The 17731-nt window shown below is 63.7% G+C and carries 15 protein-coding genes; 13 read left to right on the top strand and 2 right to left on the bottom strand.

The genetic code is table 11. The features are described 5' to 3' along the window. Window positions 1–50: 50 nt before the first annotated feature. Both H1204_RS33700 and H1204_RS33695 read left to right on the top strand, forming a co-directional pair. A complete protein-coding gene (locus H1204_RS33700) occupies window positions 51–461 on the top strand; it encodes a cupin domain-containing protein (RefSeq protein WP_180734831.1) in 411 nt (136 codons plus the stop codon). Window positions 462–1385: 924 nt separating this feature from the next. Continuing rightward, on the top strand, window positions 1386–2237 hold the full coding sequence (locus H1204_RS33695) for an alpha/beta hydrolase (protein ID WP_180734830.1): 852 nt from the start codon (window positions 1386–1388) through the stop codon (window positions 2235–2237). Between the two features lie 17 nt (window positions 2238–2254). Here the strand turns inward: H1204_RS33695 and H1204_RS33690 are convergent, their stop codons facing one another. Then, window positions 2255–2770, bottom strand: coding sequence for a GNAT family N-acetyltransferase (locus H1204_RS33690; protein WP_180734829.1), 516 nt, complete (start codon window positions 2768–2770; stop codon window positions 2255–2257). Window positions 2771–3093: 323 nt separating this feature from the next. Here H1204_RS33690 and H1204_RS33685 point away from each other — a divergent pair, with 323 nt between their 5' ends. After that, window positions 3094–4470 carry an MFS transporter gene (locus tag H1204_RS33685; protein ID WP_180734828.1) on the top strand — a complete coding sequence of 459 codons (1377 nt, stop codon included), beginning with the start codon at window positions 3094–3096 and terminating at the stop codon, window positions 4468–4470. A gap of 66 nt (window positions 4471–4536) precedes the next feature. Here H1204_RS33685 and H1204_RS33680 read toward each other — a convergent pair whose 3' ends face one another. Beyond that, a complete protein-coding gene (locus tag H1204_RS33680) occupies window positions 4537–5442 on the bottom strand; it encodes a GNAT family N-acetyltransferase (RefSeq protein ID WP_180734827.1) in 906 nt (301 codons plus the stop codon). A gap of 211 nt (window positions 5443–5653) precedes the next feature. Here H1204_RS33680 and H1204_RS33675 point away from each other — a divergent pair, with 211 nt between their 5' ends. From H1204_RS33675 to H1204_RS33630, 10 genes are all read left to right on the top strand, one after another. After that, entirely contained in the window at window positions 5654–7132 is a 1479-nt protein-coding gene (locus H1204_RS33675; protein WP_180734826.1) for an aldehyde dehydrogenase family protein, read from the top strand. A gap of 214 nt (window positions 7133–7346) precedes the next feature. Then, window positions 7347–8015 (top strand): haloacid dehalogenase type II, encoded by a 669-nt coding sequence (locus H1204_RS33670; protein ID WP_180734825.1) that lies wholly within the window; start codon window positions 7347–7349, stop codon window positions 8013–8015. A gap of 26 nt (window positions 8016–8041) precedes the next feature. Beyond that, window positions 8042–9316: an FAD-binding oxidoreductase gene (locus H1204_RS33665; RefSeq protein WP_180734824.1), complete on the top strand. Its 1275-nt coding sequence runs from the start codon at window positions 8042–8044 to the stop codon at window positions 9314–9316. 81 nt (window positions 9317–9397) lie between these two features. Then, window positions 9398–11020: an ABC transporter substrate-binding protein gene (locus tag H1204_RS33660; protein ID WP_180734823.1), complete on the top strand. Its 1623-nt coding sequence runs from the start codon at window positions 9398–9400 to the stop codon at window positions 11018–11020. Window positions 11021–11087: 67 nt separating this feature from the next. Further along, window positions 11088–12044: an ABC transporter permease gene (locus H1204_RS33655; RefSeq protein WP_180734822.1), complete on the top strand. Its 957-nt coding sequence runs from the start codon at window positions 11088–11090 to the stop codon at window positions 12042–12044. Then, window positions 12041–12997, top strand: a complete 957-nt coding sequence (locus H1204_RS33650) for an ABC transporter permease (protein WP_180734821.1) — start codon at window positions 12041–12043, stop codon at window positions 12995–12997. Before H1204_RS33655 ends, H1204_RS33650 begins: the two co-directional genes overlap by 4 nt. Next, window positions 12994–14823: an ABC transporter ATP-binding protein gene (locus tag H1204_RS33645; protein WP_180734820.1), complete on the top strand. Its 1830-nt coding sequence runs from the start codon at window positions 12994–12996 to the stop codon at window positions 14821–14823. The genes H1204_RS33650 and H1204_RS33645 overlap by 4 nt, the downstream gene beginning before the upstream one ends. Then, the gene (locus tag H1204_RS33640) at window positions 14820–15140 is read left to right on the top strand and encodes a (2Fe-2S)-binding protein (RefSeq protein WP_042316298.1); all 321 of its coding nucleotides are present in this window, start codon (window positions 14820–14822) and stop codon (window positions 15138–15140) included. The genes H1204_RS33645 and H1204_RS33640 overlap by 4 nt, the downstream gene beginning before the upstream one ends. After that, entirely contained in the window at window positions 15119–16558 is a 1440-nt protein-coding gene (locus H1204_RS33635; RefSeq protein WP_180734819.1) for an NAD(P)/FAD-dependent oxidoreductase, read from the top strand. The genes H1204_RS33640 and H1204_RS33635 overlap by 22 nt, the downstream gene beginning before the upstream one ends. Next, window positions 16555–17730, top strand: a complete 1176-nt coding sequence (locus H1204_RS33630; protein ID WP_180734818.1) for an FAD-binding oxidoreductase — start codon at window positions 16555–16557, stop codon at window positions 17728–17730. The genes H1204_RS33635 and H1204_RS33630 overlap by 4 nt, the downstream gene beginning before the upstream one ends. Window position 17731: the final 1 nt, after the last annotated feature.

Genomic DNA, 17731 nt, shown 5'->3' with positions numbered 1-17731 from the left:
GCGTAGAATCTCTCTGTATTTTGCGTCCCACTGAACCGGGAGAATCGCATATGGAAGACGATTCACAGCGCGAACTCGCGCAACTTGTCGTCGTGCGTCCCGACAGGGAAATTGCCACGACGCAGCGCTTGCCGTACTTCGTCGGCATTTCGTCAACGACGGCGGGCGCGCAGGGCCTGTCGATGCATCTCGTCGTCGTTCCGCCCGGCGGGCATGCCGAGCCTCACATCCATTGCGGTTATGAAACGGGAATCTATGTGCTCGAAGGGCGCGTGGAGACCCGTTATGGACCGGGTCTGCGTCAGTCGATCATCACGGAAGCAGGGGACTTTCTGTTCATTCCTCCTGGCGTGCCGCATCAGCCTTTCAATCTCAGCATGACGGAGCCGGCGCGGGCGGTCGTGGCGCGGAATCGTCCCGATGAGGTGGAGGAGGTGTTGCCGTACGGCGTTGTTGAATAGTCGCAAGTGGTTTTGTGTTTTGTTTTTTTGTCTTTGCGCTGGCATCCGGTTTGGTTTTTTGGGCTTTGCGCTGGCATCCGCGTTTTGTTAGCTTGCTTCAAGCGTCGCCCCTGTGCGGGGCGGCACCTACTTTTCTTTGCCGCCGCAAAGAAAAGTAGGCAAAAGAAAGCGGCTCACACCGCCAATTCTTCTTCCTGCCTGAGGGCCCCCGAAGGTTCTTGCACTTCACACGGCAACCACGTGACCCACGTTCGTTGCCAGCGCATTGAAAGAGCGCCTCACCTACTCCACGCGCCCGCGTTGCGGCACACCGTGCCAGATATTCCGCCGCCGCCTAGGTGGCAAACTGTGTGTTGGCCGTAGTACTGCAAACGTCTCACTCCGGACCGATAGCGCACGCGTTCCACCCTGTAAGAGCGCCAGGCTATAAGCCGCTACAACCTACACACAGTTTGCCACCTGGGCGGCACATACCATTCGCTGCCGCTAGCCCGGGCGTGGGTGCTTGAAGTGGGTGAGGCATTCATTCGAAGCGTTGGCAACGCACGCAAACGAAGACGCCGCCGTGTGAAGCGTAGGACCGGTTGGGGGCCCTCAGGCAAAAACAAAAGCTGGCGGTGTGAGCCGCTTTCTTTTGCCTACTTTTCTTTGCGGCGGCAAAGAAAAGTAGGTGCCGCCCCGCACAGGGGCGACGCATGAAGCACGAAGGCATAACGCGGATGCCAGCGCAAAGCCCGAAAAACCAAACCAGATGCCACCGCAAAGGCAAAAAGACCAAACCGCCCGCGCCGCGAAGGCGCCAGCGCACGCCCCAACTCGAGCTATCAGAAAACCTGATCCCTCCGATCCAAATTACGCGTTTTTCTTACACCCGCGAATCCTGCATAGTAACCCCACCACGACACCCGCGAGACAGTGACTGCCATGAACATGCGAACAGACCCCGCATTGCTCGCCGATCCCCAGCTGAGTTTTGCGACCGTCGCATCGGGCATCTGCATTCCCTATGTCGAGCGCGGCGCCGGCGAGCCCCTCGTGTTCGTGCACGGTTCACTCTGCGATTACCGCTACTGGGACGCGCAGATCGCGCCCTTGTCCGCGCAGTTTCGTTGTATCGCGCCGAGCCTCAGTCACTATTGGCCGGCCGCCGAAGCGTGCATCCAGAACGAGTTCGGCTGGCAGGAACACGTCGGCGAACTGGCTGAGTTCATCGTCGCGATGGATCTGGCGCCCGTCCACCTCGTGGGTCACTCGCGCGGCGGATGCATCGCATTCCAGTTTGCGCGCGAATATCCGCGTCTCGTCAAAACCTTGACGCTCGCCGATCCGGGCGGCCCGTTGCAACTCGACGGCATGCGCGAAGCGTCGTTGCCCTCGGCGATGAACGCATTGCGCGCCAAGGTGGCCGGCATGATCGAGGAGGGCGTCGTGGAGCCTGGCCTCGAACTGTTCGTCGATTCCGTCAGCGCGCCGGGCGCCTGGCGAAAAAGCAGCGACGCGTTCCGAATGATGGCGATCGACAACGCCAGCACGCTGCCCAAGCAGTTTCTCGATCCGCTGCCCGCCTATTCGCGCGATACGGCGTCACAGGTGACATGCCGGACACTGCTGATCGACGGCCAGAAGAGTCCGCGCATGTTCCGCAATAACGTCGAAAGTCTCGAAGGCTGGATCTATCTCGCGGAACGAGGCACGATAGCGGGCGCTTCGCACGGCATGAACGTCGCGAATCCGGGTGCGTTCAACAGAATGCTGCGTTCGTTCATCGACTACTGACGCGCACGAAAACCCGCTCAACCGAGCCGCAAAATCATCTCGACTTCGCAATCCGTGTCGTCGTCGAACGCTTCGTCGCACGGCTCGTCTTCCACGGCTTCAAAGCCCGTCGACCGGTACAGCGCGATCGCGCTGGCGTTCTCCACGCCCGTATTGAGCGCGATCTGGGTCAGACCCATCGCGCGCGCCTGATCGACGGCAGTCGCGATCAGGCGCCGCGCGATGCCGCTCCGTCGATGCGTGTGCACGACGAACAGCCCCCACAGAAAACCCTTTTGCTGCACGGGACGCAGCGGATAACGCCGCAATCCCGCAACGGCCACGAGCGTCTCGCCGGCAAAAGCGCCGAACACCACCTGATTCGCCGTCGCACAGATGCGCGCCTCGATTTCATCGATCGTTCGTTTTTCTTCTTCGTCACGCGTCGACAGAAAAGTCTCCGGGGCCTCGTCGATCGCACACAGACGTAGCGACGCATAGGCGGCGGCGTCGCCAGCGCATAAGGGGCGGATGATAGGGCTGGCTGATTCCATCGCACAATTTTAAGGTACGGGCCGCAGCGTGGGCTTCAGCGGCTTGAAAAGCAGATTGAAATACGTCGTCGTACAACATTCATCTAAGAATACGTTTCTGAGCGGCAGCGGGCAAGCGAAGTGCAAACGGAATATGCCAGTCAACACAGTGCTGGCCTTGATCGCAAGGGGTTCGCCAGGGTAAACGCCAGATTGCAAAAAATGGTGCAGCGCTTCAATGTGTCATCAGACAACCTATGAGGCAGGATGCGTGGCGCATTCTCTACGCCATCGGTTGCGCAATCTTGCCGGCTGAACGCTGGTGCGTAAGGAGGAGACATTACATGGCCAACGTTGTGCAAGGCGTGACCACCGAACGGCGAACCCGCATCCGCTACGGGATTGTCGCAATGCTGTTTCTCGTCACGGCTGTCAACTATGCGGACCGTGCAACGCTTTCGATGGCGGGCACGTCGATGTCGAAAGACCTCGGTCTGGATGCGGTGGCCATGGGTTTCGTCTTCTCCGCGTTCGGCTGGTCGTATGTGATCGGCCAGTTGCCGGGTGGCTGGCTGCTCGACCGCTTCGGCTCGAAGCGCGTCTACGCGGCCAGCATTTTCATCTGGTCGCTGTTCACGGTCCTGCAGGGCACGGTGACTTTTCTGAGCGTGTCGCTCGCCGTCACCATGCTATTCGCGCTGCGCTTTCTGGTGGGCCTGGCCGAAGCGCCGTCGTTTCCCGCCAATGGCCGCATCGTCGCTTCGTGGTTTCCCGCTGCGGAGCGCGGCACGGCGTCGGCCATTTTCAACTCCGCGCAGTACTTCGCGACGGTGCTCTTCGCGCCGATCATGGGCTGGGTCACGCATCGTTTCGGCTGGCCGTATGTGTTCTATTTCATGGGGGCGGTGGGCATCGTCGTGAGCCTCGTCTGGATGAAGACGGTCTACAGCCCGAAGGACCATCCTCGCATCAGCCGCGCAGAACTCGACCATATCAAGGAAGGCGGTGCGCTCATCGATATGGACGGCCCGAAAAAGAGCCGCGCCGAGAATCAGGCCGCAACGCCCATCAGTGCTTCTACGCAAGGCGCAAGCGAAGCGCCGAAAGCGTCGTACGTCAAGCAACTGCTCAGCAACCGGATGCTGCTCGGCGTATACATCAGCCAGTATTGCATTACGACGCTCACGTATTTCTTCCTGACGTGGTTCCCCGTCTATCTCGTCAAAGAGCGTGGCATGTCCATTCTCAATGCGGGCTTTGTCGCGGCATTGCCAGCGGTGTGCGGATTCATCGGCGGCGTGCTCGGCGGCATCTTCTCCGACTTCCTGATCCGCAAGGGCTGCTCGCTGACCGTTGCGCGCAAGGTGCCGATCGTCGTGGGCATGTTGCTGTCGACCAGCATGATCGCCTGCAACTACGTCGATTCTTCGGCCGTCGTCGTCGCGATCATGGCGTTTGCGTTCTTCGGCAAGGGCCTGGGTGCGCTCGGCTGGGCGGTCGTCGCGGATACATCGCCGAAGCAGATCGCGGGTCTGAGCGGTGGCATGTTCAACATGTTCGGCAACGTTGCCGCCATCACGACACCGATCATCATCGGCTATATCGTCAAGGCGACGGGGTCGTTCAGCGGCGCGCTGGTGTTCGTCGCCTGCAACGCGCTCGTTGCGATCGTCAGCTACCTGGTGATTGTCGGAGAAATCAAGCGCGTTGAATTGAAGTGAGTCCACATGGCCCGCTCTGCTCGATTGCCGTATCGAGCGTAGCGGGCTTTTTTACGCCGCAGCATTTCACCACACTGCCTGGCTCGTAATCGCGAACTGCTTCAACTGCGCGTCGACGGGCAGCGGTCCATTGCGCATCATCTTCTCGATGCTATCCACATGCGGCAGCCCAAGTCCTTCGAGCCACGACGAAAGCCCGAACTCGACGGGCGTATCGATCCGCACGAACATGCCCGCGTGCAGCGCGAGCCAGTGACTGATGAGCGCCTTCGCGCGGCTGGAATCGGGTGAGTCGGGTGAATCAGGCGCGACGACGGGGCCGATCACATGCCCGTCGCCGAAACGCCTGAACAGTGCAAAGCCGATCAGTTCGCCATCGCGATCGAGCGCGATGCCGCTCGCGATATCGAGCAGCGCCGGCAGCAGATCGCGCCGGTCCAGTCCGCTTGCGCGCGAAGCGAGTTCCACGAGACGCGGCGCGTCGTTGACACCGAGTGGACGCAGCCGTTCGCCCGGTGGCAGCGAAACGAGCGGCGGCTGAAACGCCGCGCCCTGATGCTGGTTGATCGTACCGATGCGCTGAAAGCCGAGTGTCTCGCACAGCGACAGGCCTGCCGGGCTCGCGTGAATCAGCAACGTGCGCGGGCCGAGTTCGTTCATCAACAGTTCGATCAGCTTGCGTCCAACGCCGCTTCGCTGCCGTTCGGGCGCGACGATGATCATGCCGAGCGTCGCAGCCTCGCCTCCGAAGCGCCACGCTAGCGCGGTGCCGATCACGCCGCTCGCGTCTTCGGCGACGAAGCCCTGGCCGATACGTGCCGCGAAGCGCCAGTCGTCGGGACGATGCCGCCATCGGACGGCGCTGGATAGCGCATGCGCTGCCGCGATGTCGTCGGAGGTGAAAGGGCGATAGTCGATCACATCGTTCCTGTTTGGGTCGGACACGCCGGCCTCCTCGTTCTGAAGACACATACCGTGACTCTCTCACTGTATTGCGTGCCTGACTAGGACGATCCTTCTGCCGCGCGCGTCGCAAATATGCGGCAGATGATGCAACGCAAAACGCGGGGTTCCGGGGACGATAACGCGTCAATTGTGCTGTGGGCGCTTTTTTGTCGGTGCAATATGCCGCGTCCGTGAGCCTACGATTTCCAGCATCGAAGGCAATCGAGGACTCACGCAAATGGACCGTTTCGATCCCGCAACGATCGACGTGCGCAGCGGACATTTCATCGGCGGATCATATGTCGATGAACATGGCCCGCGAATCGACGTCGCTCGCCCATCCGATGGCGTGGTCTACGCATCCGTGCCCGTCGCCGACGCCGCCATGATCGACCGCGCCGTGCAGAACGCATGGAGGGCATGGCGCACGAGCGGCTGGGCGCGCATCGCACCGCGCGAACGTGCGCGCGTGCTGCGGCGTTTCGCCGACCTCGTCGCTGCGGATGCGGAAACGCTCGCGCCGCTCGAAGCACTCGGCTCGACGCGGCCCGTTCGCGACGCGTTCAACTGGGACGTGCCGTTCACCGCGGAAGGCATCCGCTTCTACGCGGAGTTCGCCGACAAGATTGGCGGCGACGTTGCCGCGACCGATCACGATCATCTCGGCATGACTATCGCCGAACCGTATGGCGTGATCGCCGCCATCGCGCCGTGGAATTTTCCGCTCGTGATGGCGTCGTGGAAGATCGCGCCCGCGCTGGCGGCGGGCAACGCGGTCGTGCTGAAACCCTCGGAGATGACGCCCTTTTCCGTGCTGCGGCTAGCCGAACTCGCGGTCGAAGCGGGCGTGCCGCCCGGCATCTTCAACATCGTGCAAGGCGACGGACGCACGACAGGCGATGCGCTCGTGCGTCATCCGCGCATCGCGAAGGTGACGTTCACCGGCTCGACGCGCACGGGCGCGGCGATCATGGCCGCCTGCGCCGAAACGGGCACGAAGCCCGTCACGCTCGAACTCGGCGGCAAGAGTCCGCAGATCGTATTCGCCGACGCGCCGCGTATCGACGATGTCGCGCGCCGCATTGCCGGCGCGATCACGACCAATGCGGGACAGGTGTGCGTCGCGGGCTCGCGGCTGCTGGTCGAACGATCGATCGCAGACGCACTGGCGGAGCGCATCCAGCGCATCTTCAGCGAACTGAAGGCAGGCGCGACCTGGACGCCAGGCACGACGCTGCCGCCGATCATCTCCGAGCCGCAAGCGGCGCGCATCGAAGCCATCGTGGAGCGCAGCGTTACGAGCGGCGCGACCTTGCGTTGCGGCGGCCAACGCGCGGACGCAGCCACGCCCGGCGCGTTCTACACGCCGACGCTGCTCACCAATGTCACGCCGCAAACGGATGCCGTGCGCGAGGAAATCTTCGGCCCCGTGCTGACCTTACAAACCTTCGACACCGAAGACGAAGCGCTCGAACTCGCCGCGCATCCCGATTACGGTCTCGCGGCAGGCGCGCATACAGCGGATCTGGGCCGCGCGCTGCGCATGGTGCGCGGTATCGAAGCGGGCACGGTATGGGTGAACCGTTACGGCCGTACCAGCGACTTCATGATCCCGACGGGCGGCTACAAACGCTCGGGTCTGGGCAAGGATCTCGGGCGGCAGGCGTACGAAGCGAATCTGCGCTTCAAGAGCGTGCTGATCGACGTTCGCGCCTGACGAATCAGGGCAACTACCTACGATGCGATAACGCCAGAAAAGCCGCCGCATAGTCTGCTGCCGACGCCCCTCAAAACGCGTGGTTTGTATCGTCGGAGGCATTCGAATCAGCGACCACCGAAGTTTTTGCACTGTTTAAATTTTCCACAGGGATTCGTTTCCTGTTTTCGCCACGGAACTCCGTTTGGGTTCACAACACGATAGGACTGACACCATGATCGATTTCGAGCCGAAGTACATCACGTTCGACTGCTACGGCACGCTGACGAAATTCCGTATGGCCGACATGGCTCGCGAGATGTACGCCGACCGCCTGCACGGCGCGGAACTGGAGCAATTCGTCGCGTTCTTCGCGGGCTATCGCCGCGACGAAGTGCTCGGCGCATGGAAGCCGTATCGCGACGTGATCGTCAACTCGGTGCGCCGCGCGTGCAAGCGCATGAACATCGAGTTCAATGAAGCAGAAGCTGAAAAGTTCTACCTCGCTGTGCCGACGTGGGGCCCGCACCCGGACGTGCCGGAAGGTCTGTCGCGTCTGGCGAAGAAGTACAAGCTCGTGATTCTTTCGAATGCTTCGAACGATCAGATCCAGAGCAACGTCGACAAGCTCGGCGCGCCGTTCCATCGCGTGTTCACCGCGCAGCAGGCGCAATCGTACAAGCCGCGCATGCAGGGCTTCGAATACATGTTCGACCAGTTGAACTGCAATCCGCAAGACGTGCTGCATGTGTCGTCGAGCCTGCGTTACGACCTGATGACGGCGCACGACATGGGCATCAAGCACAAGGCCTTCGTCAAGCGCGGCCACGAGCCCAGCACGCCGTACTACGAGTACTACGAAGTCGACACGATCGGCGACCTCGCGGCGAAGCTCGGCCTCTGATCCACGCATCCGCGCAAAGGCACCCGATGAAACTCGACTCCTACTGGCTCGACACCGCGCCCGCCGGCATTCAGGTGAGCGAGGGGCCTGTCGAAGGCCATGTCGACGTCGCCGTGATCGGCGGCGGCTTCACCGGGCTGTCCGCTGCGTTGGCGCTCGGCAAGCGCGGCGCGTCGGTGACGGTGCTCGATGCAGGGAGGATCGGCGGCGGCGCGTCGGGACGCAACGGTGGCCAGTGCAACACAGGCGTCGCGCAGGACTATGCGGCGCTGCGCGCGCAGTTGGGTGTCGAGCGCGCGCAGGGTTGTTATCGCGCGTATGCGGCCGCCGTCGATACCGTCGAGAGGTTGATTCGCGACGAGCAGATCGATTGCGACTATCTCGCGTCGGGCAAGCTGAAGCTCGCCGCGAAGCCGCACCATCTCGCGCATCTCGAACAGACGGCCGAATTGATCCAGCGTGAAGTCGATCCCCACGTCGAGATCATCACGCAAGACCGGATTCGCAACGAAGTCGATTCGGACAGTTTTTTCGGCGGCCTGCTGCAAAAGCGCGGCGGTCAGATGCATATGGGCAAGTTCGCGGCCGGGCTGGCGAACGCGGCAACACGCAATGGCGCGCGGCTATTCGAGCACGCCACCGTCACATCGATCGCAAAGGATCACGGCGCGTATCGCATCGATTCGTCGCGCGGCACGTTGCGCGCGCAGCAGGTGTTGATCGCGACGGGGCCTTCGCGGCATGGGCCGTTCGGCTGGTATCGACGCCGGCTCGCGCCCGTTGGCTCGTTCATCGTCGTGACGGAGCCGCTGCCTGCCGAACACCTTGCGCGTCTGCTGCCGCAGCGCCGCTCGTACACGACGAGCCGCCTGATGCACAACTACTTCCGCGTCACGCCCGATTCACGCTTGCTGTTTGGCGGACGCGCACGCTTCACCGCCTCCGAGCAGCCGTCCGACGCAAAGAGCGGCCGCATCCTGCAAGCGAATCTCGCGGCGACGTTCCCGAGCCTTGCGAGTGCGCGCATCGACTATTGCTGGGGCGGACTCGTCGATATTACGGCGGACCGTCTGCCGCGCGCCGGGCAGCATGACGGCCTGTACTTTTCGATGGGCTACAGCGGCCACGGCACGCAGATGTCGACGCACATGGGCCAGGTGATGGCCGACGTGATCGGCGGCAATGCGGCGGCAAACCCGTGGCGCGATTTCGACTGGCCCGCGATTCCGGGACATACGGGCAAGCCGTGGTTTCTGCCGCTCGTCGGCGCGTACTACCAGATCAAAGACGTTTTCTATTGACGTTGCTTGCTGACGTCACGCACACAGACAGCCCGAAGCTGCCGATTGATTTCCCACAAGCCATCTCACGCGGAGAGTTTCATGAGCATCGATAAATCGCCTGAAGCAGTCGCCCACGCCGGCATCCGGCTCGAAGAGTTGACGCGGCGCGGCGCATCGCGGCGCGAGGTCCTGCGCGCGATGGCGGCGGGCGGACTGATGTCGCTGACGGGCGCAGGCCTGCTCGCGACCAGCAGCGCCGCATTCGCGCAGCAGCAGGGCAAGCCGAAGCAGGGCGGCAAGATTCGCGTGGCGACGCAGTCGTCGTCATCGGCCGATACGCTCGACCCCGCGAAGGGCGCGCTCGGCACCGACTACGTGCGCGCCAATATGTTCTACAACGGCCTGACGGAACTCGATCCGCACCTCGGCGCGAAGATGGCGCTCGCGGAATCGCTGGAAACGAAGGACGCGACCGTGTGGATCGTCAAGCTGCGCAGCGGCGTGCAGTTTCACGACGGCAAGTCGCTCACGCCGAACGACGTGATCTATTCGCTGATGCGTCACAAGGACCCGGCCGTTGCGTCGAAAGCGAAGACGCTCGCCGACCAGATCAAGGAAGCGAAGGCAACGGGCCCGAACGAAGTGACGATCACGCTCGAAGGCGCGAACGCGGACCTGCCCGTGATTCTCGCGACGTCGCACTTCCTGATCGTCAAGGACGGCACGACCGACTTCAAGACGGCTGTCGGCACGGGTCCGTTCAAGCTCAAGGAGTTTGCGCCGGGCGTGCGCACGGTCGGCGTGCGCAACGAGAAGTACTGGAAGCCCGGCATGCCGCATCTCGATGAAGTGGAGCTGATCGGCATCGGCGACGAATCGGCGCGTGTGAATGCGCTGCTTTCCGGCGACGTGCAGCTGATCAATGCCGTCAGCCCGCGTTCGACGGCACGCATCAAGGGCACGCCCGGCTTCTCGGTACTCGAGACGAAGACGGGGCAGTACACGGACCTCATCATGCGTGACGAAGGCGGCATCACGGGCACCGCGGATTTCCGCCGTGGCCTGACCCACCTGATGGATCGCGAGCAGATTCGCCGTGCGGTGTTTCTCGGCTATGGATCGATCGGTAACGACCAGCCTATCGACCCGACCAACAAGTACTACCTGAAGGGCCTGCCGCAACGCCCGTTCGATCCGGAGAAGGCGAAGTTCTACTTCCAGAAGGCGAAGCTTGGCAGCGCGCCCGTGCAGCTCTACGCGTCGCCCGCCGCCGAAGGCTCCGTCGAAATGGCGATGCTGCTGCAACAGGTCGCGCCGCAAGCGGGTCTGAACCTGCAGGTGGTGCGCGTGCCGTCCGACGGCTACTGGTCGAACCACTGGATGAAGCATCCGCTCGGCTACGGCAACATCAACGCGCGCCCGAGCGCCGACGTGCTGTTCACGCAGTTCTTCAAGTCGGATGCGCCGTGGAACGAAGCGAACTGGAAGAACCCGAAGTTCGACCAGATGCTGGTCGCCGCGCGCGGCGAGCCGGACGACGCGAAACGCAAGCAGATCTACGGCGACATGCAGCAACTCGTACACGATGACGGCGGCATCGGCATTCCGATGTTCCAGAGTTCGCTCGACGCGCACTCGTCGAAGCTCAAAGGTCTGGGCTCGATTCCGCTCGCGGGGCTGATGGGCTTCATGTTCGCGGAGAACGTCTGGCTCGAAGCGTGAGCGTGCCTTGCCACTGCGCGCGCCGCTGACAGGCGGCGCGCGGTTTCAACGAAGGAGGCGATATCCGATGAAAGCCCACGCGCAACGACTCATCGCCGCGCGCCTCGGTCTCGCGCTGCTCACGCTGCTGCTGGTGTCGGCGATCGTGTTCGCGATCACGGGCCTGTTGCCTGGCGACGCAGCGCAACAGGCGCTCGGCCAGGCGGCGACGCCCGAACAGGTCGCGGCACTGCGCCATCAGTTCGGCCTCGATCAGCCCGCGCTGCAGCGTTACTTTCAATGGCTCATGCATGTCGTGAGCGGCAATTTCGGCACCTCGCTGTCGAACAATCTGCCCGTCAGCGAACTGATCTCGACGCGTCTGCCCAACTCGCTGGTGCTGGCGGGATTGACGACGCTGGTATCGGTGCCCGTCGCGCTTTTCATCGGCATTCTGTCGGCGATGTATCGCGGCTCGCTGCTCGACCGCACGCTCAACGTGTTGACGCTGTCGACGGTGGCCGTGCCCGAGTTCCTGATCGCAACCATCGCCGTGCTGATTTTCGCGGTGAAGCTGCGCTGGCTGCCGGCGCTGTCGTACCTGTCCGAAGTGACGTCGTTCGGCGCGCTGCTGCGTATTTACGCGATGCCCGTGATGACGCTGTGCTGCGTGATCGTCGCGCAGATGGCGCGCATGACGCGCGCTGCCGTGCTCGATCAGTTGAATGCTTCATATGTCGAGATGGCGTTGCTCAAGGGCGCGTCGCCGATGCGCATCGTGTTGCGCCACGTGCTGCCCAACACGATCGGCCCGATTGCCAATGCCGTTGCGTTGAGCCTGTCGTATCTGTTCGGTGGCGTGGTGATCGTCGAGTCGATCTTCAACTATCCGGGTCTTGCAAGCCTGATGGTCGATGCCGTCACGAATCGCGACATGCCGCTCGTGCAGGGCTGCGTGATGGTGTTCTGCGCAGCGTATCTCGCACTCGTGCTGATCGCCGATCTGTGTCAAATCATCTCCAACCCGAGGCTGCGTCAACGATGAACCGACCCGCCACACCTCATGCAACGACCGTTCTCTACGCGGTGCCCGACGAAGACGGCAAGCTTTGCGCCGACGCCGTGCAGGAAACGCCCGTTGAAACGCAAGTCGCCACGTGCGGCCCGCTGCGCCGCTTCGTGAAACGCTCTTCGGTGCTCGGCCTGATCGGTCTGGCGATCGTCGTGTTCTGGCTCTGCGTCGCGTTCTTTGGCCCACTCGTTGCGCCGTACAAGGGCGGCGCGGTGACGTCGACGGAAATCTTCGGCCTGTATAGCGCCGCGCATCCGCTCGGCACCGACTACCTGGGCCGCGACATGCTGAGCCGCGTGCTGTACGGCACGCAATACACGGTTGGGCTGGCGCTCGCATCGACCTTGCTGGCCAGTTGCATCGGCACGTTCTTCGGTCTCGTGGCGGCCGTGTCCGGGCGCTGGGTCGATGAAATCTTGAGCCGTCTGTTCGATGCGCTGATCTCGATTCCGAGCAAGGTGCTCGCGCTCGTCGTGATCGCTGCGTTCGGCTCGTCGGTGCCGATGCTGATCATGGTCGCCGCGCTCGCCTACATTCCCGGCGCGTTTCGCATCTCGCGCTCGCTCGCCGTCAATCTGATGACGCTCGAATACGTGCAGGTCGCGAAAGCGCGCGGCGAAGGGTTGTTTTACATCGCGCGCGTCGAAGTGCTGCCGAACATGATTCATCCGATGCTCGCGGACTTCGGCTTGCGTTTCGTGTTCATCGTGCTGTTGCTGAGCGGCCTGAGCTTTCTCGGCCTCGGTGTGCAGCCGCCGAACGCCGACTGGGGCTCGCTCGTGCGCGAGAACATCGGTGGTCTCGCGGAAGGCGCGCCCGCCGTGCTGATGCCAGCCGTCGCGATTGCGACGCTGACGGTCGGTGTGAATCTGCTGATCGACAGTCTGCGTCGTCATGGCGCGCGTGCTCATGGAGGCGCCAAATGAACATGATCGAAGTGAAAGGCCTGCGCGTGGTCGCGGGCGCGGCGCCCGACCCTGTCGTCGAAATCGTGAAGGGCGTCGACTTCACCGTGAAGAAAGGCGAAGTGCTCGCGCTGATCGGCGAGTCGGGCTCGGGCAAGACGACGATCGCGCTATCGCTGCTCGGTCACGCGCGCGGCGGGTGCTCGATCGCGGGCGGCTCGGTGAAGATCGGCGGCGTGGATGTGCTGTCGCTCGATGAGAAAGGCCGGCGGGCATTGCGCTCGCGCACGGTCGCGTATGTCGCGCAGAGCGCGTCGGCGGGCTTCAATCCGGCGCGGACGATCATGGATCAGGTGACGGAACCCGCGCTGCTGCACAAGCTGATGACGCCCGCCGCCGCGCGCACGAAGGCCGTCGATCTGTTCCGCGCGCTCGCGTTGCCCGCGCCGGAGACGATCGGCGCGCGCTATCCGCATCAGGTGTCGGGCGGGCAGTTGCAGCGCTTGATGGCGGCCATGGCGTTGATTACCGATCCTGCCGTCGTCGTATTCGACGAGCCGACCACGGCGCTCGATGTCACCACGCAGATCGAAGTGCTCGCTGCGTTCAAGAAGGTGATTCGCGAACTGGGCACAACAGCCGTGTACGTGTCGCACGATCTGGCCGTGGTCGCGCAAATGGCGGACCGCATCGTCGTGTTGAACGGCGGGACGGTGCGCGAGAACGGCGCGACGGCACAAGTGCTCGATGCCCCCGCCGATGAATACACCCGCCAACTGCTCGCGGCGACCCGGCGTCCCGATCCCGAACTTGCCTCGACCATCGCGAACGATCCGCCGCCGCTGCTCGAAATCCGCAATCTGAGCGCGGGCTACGGTCGGATCGATGCGAACGGCGTCCCCGCCGTCCGCGTGCTCGACGACGTGAGCCTGAAGATCGCGCGCGGCAGCACGCTCGGCGTGATCGGTGAATCGGGCTCGGGCAAGACGACGCTGGCGCGCGTGGTGGCGGGACTGGTGGATCGCGCGCGCGGCGATGTGTTGCTGGATGGCAAGCCGCTGCCCGCCAAGCTTTCTGAACGCACGCTCGATCAATACCGGCGCGTGCAGATCGTGTTCCAGAACGCGGACACGGCGCTCAATCCAAGCCGCACGATCGCCGACATTCTCGCGCGGCCGATGAACTTCTATCACGGCCTGCGCGGTGCTGCCGCGCAGAAACGCATGCTCGAACTGCTCGATCTGGTGAAGCTGCCGGCATCGGTGGCGAAGCGTCAGCCGGGAGGTTTGTCGGGCGGACAGAAACAGCGCGTGAACCTGGCGCGCGCGCTCGCCGCGAACCCGGCGCTGATTCTCTGCGACGAAGTGACGTCCGCGCTCGATACCGTGGTCGGCGCGGCGATCCTCGATCTGCTCGGCGAATTGCGGCGCGAACTGGGCGTGTCGTACATGTTCATCAGCCACGATATTTCGACCGTGCGCGCGATCTGCGACGAAGTGATCGTGCTGTACGCCGGGCAATGCGTGGAAGCGGGCCAGCGCGATGCGTTGTCGGCGCCGCCGTATCACCCGTACACGGGGCTGCTGATCGACTCCGTGCCTGCGTTGCGACCAGGCTGGCTCGACTCGCGGCGCGCGCTGACAGCGGGCGCGTTGCCGACCATGGGGCCCGCCGCCGATTCGCACGAACTGTGCAGTTTCCGCGCGCGGTGTACGGCGCGCATCGACGGAAAGTGCAACGTCACGCCGCCTTCGATGAAGAAACTGCCATCGGGCGCGGAGATTCGCTGTCATCACACGGCTGCCGAACTGACACGCATGCAGACGGCCGATAAGGTGGCGGCATGAATGCGCGCTTCGTGAGAGTCGCGGAGACGGGGCGCAAGACCTTCGACATCACCGTCGACGGCGTCGTCACGCAAGCGGCCGAAGGTGACACGCTGATGGTCGCGCTGCTGACCGCGCACGACACGCTGCGCGATTCGGAATTCGGCGATGGCCGCCGCGCAGGCTTCTGCCTGATGGGAGCGTGTCAGGACTGCTGGGTGTGGACCGCGCAAGGCGAGCGCGTGCGCGCCTGCACGACGCCCGCCGCGCCCGGCATGTCGATCGTCACGCGCATCGCGCTTGCCGGGGAGGGCGTATGGCCGCGCATCGGGACGTGAAGCAACCGAAGGTGATCGTGATCGGCGCGGGGCCTGCGGGCGTGCGCGCCGCGCAGGCGCTCGTCGAAGTGGGGCTGCGTCCTTTGGTTATCGATGAAGGACGCCGGGACGGCGGGCAGATTTATCGGCGTCAGCCCGAGGGCTTCTCGCGCGCGTATGAAACGCTGTATGGGACGGAGGCGGCGCGCGCCGCGTCGCTGCATCGCGACTTCGATGCGTTGCGTGCGCAGATCGACTATCTGCCCGACACGCTCGTGTGGAATATCGGGGCGAAGGCGGTGCATGTCGTGAGTGGCACGCGGTACGACGAACTCCCGTTCGATTCGCTGATCATTTGCAGCGGTGCGACGGACAGGCTGATGCCCGTGCTGGGCTGGCATCATGCGGGCACGTTCAGTCTTGGCGGCGCGCAGGTCGCGTTGAAATCGCAAGGCTGCGCGGTGGGCGCGCGGACCGTGGTGATGGGCACGGGGCCGCTGCTGTATCTGGTGGCCGCGCAATATGTGAAGGCGGGCGCGACGGTGAGTGCCGTGCTCGATACATCGACGTTAGCGCAGCGCGTGCGCGCGTTGCCGCAACTGCTCGCGATACCCGCGACGCTGCGCAAGGGCATGGCGCTGATGAGCGTGCTGCGTCGCGCGCGCGTGCCTGTTCATCGCGGCGTGACGCCCGTTGCAATCGATGGTTCGCCGGAACATGGCGTGACGGGCGTGCGCGTGAAACTTGCCAACGGCGCGACGCTCGATGTGCAATGCGACGCCGTCGCGCTCGGCTATCACTTGCGGGCCGAAACGCAGCTTGCCGATCTCGCGGGCTGCGAATTCCGTTTCGATCACGCGACGCAAACGTGGCTTCCGCATATCGACGCGGATGGCCGCAGCAGCGTCGCGGGCGTCTATCTGGCGGGCGATGGCGCGCGCGTGCGCGGCGCCGATGCAGCGGAACGCGCGGGGCGGCTGGCTGCGCTGGCGGCGCTGCGCGACGCGGGCATCCAGCGCGAAGGCACTGAAGGATTGCGCGCCGATCTCGCGCGCTATACGCGTTTTGCGGCGGGCTTGCGGGCGGCGTTTCCGTGGCCCGCGCGCTTCGCGGCTGCGCTGCCCGACGAGACCATCGTATGTCGATGCGAAGCGATCACGGCGGGCGAACTGCGGCGCGTGGTAAGCGAGATGGGGGCCAAAGAAGCGAACCGTGCGAAGGCGTTTTCGCGCGTCGGCATGGGCCGTTGTCAGGGGCGTTTCTGCGCGCATGCCGGGGCGGAAGTGATTGCAGCCGAGGCGCGGGTGCCGCTCGAAGCCGTCGGACGGTTGCGTGGGCAGGCGCCCGTCAAGCCACTGCCGATGGCGCTGGTATCGACGTGCGCGGTCTCGCGAGATGCAGAAGAAACAGGCGCACGCGCACAGGAGTTCAGCGAATGAGTGATCGTGCCGATGTGATTGTGATCGGTGGCGGGATCGTCGGGACGTCGACGGCGTTTTTTCTGCGGCGCAGGCAGCGTTCGGTGATTTTGCTTGAACGAGGATTGACAGGGCAACAGGCGAGCGGCGTCAACTTCGGCGGCGTGCGACGTCAGGGGCGCGCGCTGACTCAACTCGCGATGTCCAATCGGGCGCTCGAGACGTGGCGGCGTTCGAAGGAACTGCTTGGCGAAGACGTCGAGTTCCTGCCGTCCGGGCATACGCGGGTTTGCTATCACGCGCACGACGCCGAGTACTTTCATCGCTATGCAGCCGAGGCGCGCGCGTACGGTCTCGATCTCGACGTGCTGGACGGCGCGGCGATGTTTCGGCGCTTTCCGTTTCTGGGGCGTGAAGTATTGGCGGCGTCGATTTCGCCGCTCGATGGGCACGCGAATCCTCGCCTGGCGGCGCCCGCATTTGGGCGTGCGGCCGTGCGCCTTGGCGCGCGCATCGTGGAGAACACGGAGATCGTGCGCGTCGAGAAAGAGGCGGGCGGTTTTCGCGTCGAGAGCGCGGCTGGCGATGTGTATCGCGCGGAACAGGTGTTGATTTGTGCGGGCGCCTGGGCGAACGCGCTGTCGATGCAATTCGGCGAGCCGGTGCCGCTCGTTGCGCGCGGGCCGCAGATGGCTGTTACTGAGCCGGTTCCGTATGTGTTCGGGGCGTCGATGGGTGTTTACACGTCGATCAAGGAAGAAAGCGTTTATTTCCGGCAGATACCTCGCGGCAATATCGTGCTGGGTGGCGGCCCTGCGGGTCCCGCCGATGCTGTGACGTGCCGCGCTTCGGTGTTGCCGGAGAACACGGTGCAGCAGATGGCGCAGTTCCGTCGGCTTGTGCCTGCGCTCGCGGCGTTGCATGTGATACGGGTGTGGAGTGGCGTCGAGAGTTATTTGCCAGATTCTGAGCCGGTGATCGGGGCGAGTTCTACGACCGATGGTCTTTTCTATGCGTTCGGTTTTTGCGGATCGGGGTTTCAGATCGGGCCGGGTGTCGGTGAGACGCTGGCCGAACTGATCGGCACTGGCCGCACGCCGATCGCGTTGGATACGTTTTCGATTGGGCGGTTTGGGGGAGGCAAGTCTTTGCAGCCTGCGCCTGCTTCTGCGTCTTTTGAGGCTTCTTCATGAG

The organism is Paraburkholderia sp. PGU19, assembly GCF_013426915.1.
Taxonomy (GTDB): Bacteria; Pseudomonadota; Gammaproteobacteria; order Burkholderiales; family Burkholderiaceae; genus Paraburkholderia.
Note: the sequence above shows the minus strand (reverse complement) of the source record. Positions and strands in the feature narration are given on the sequence as shown.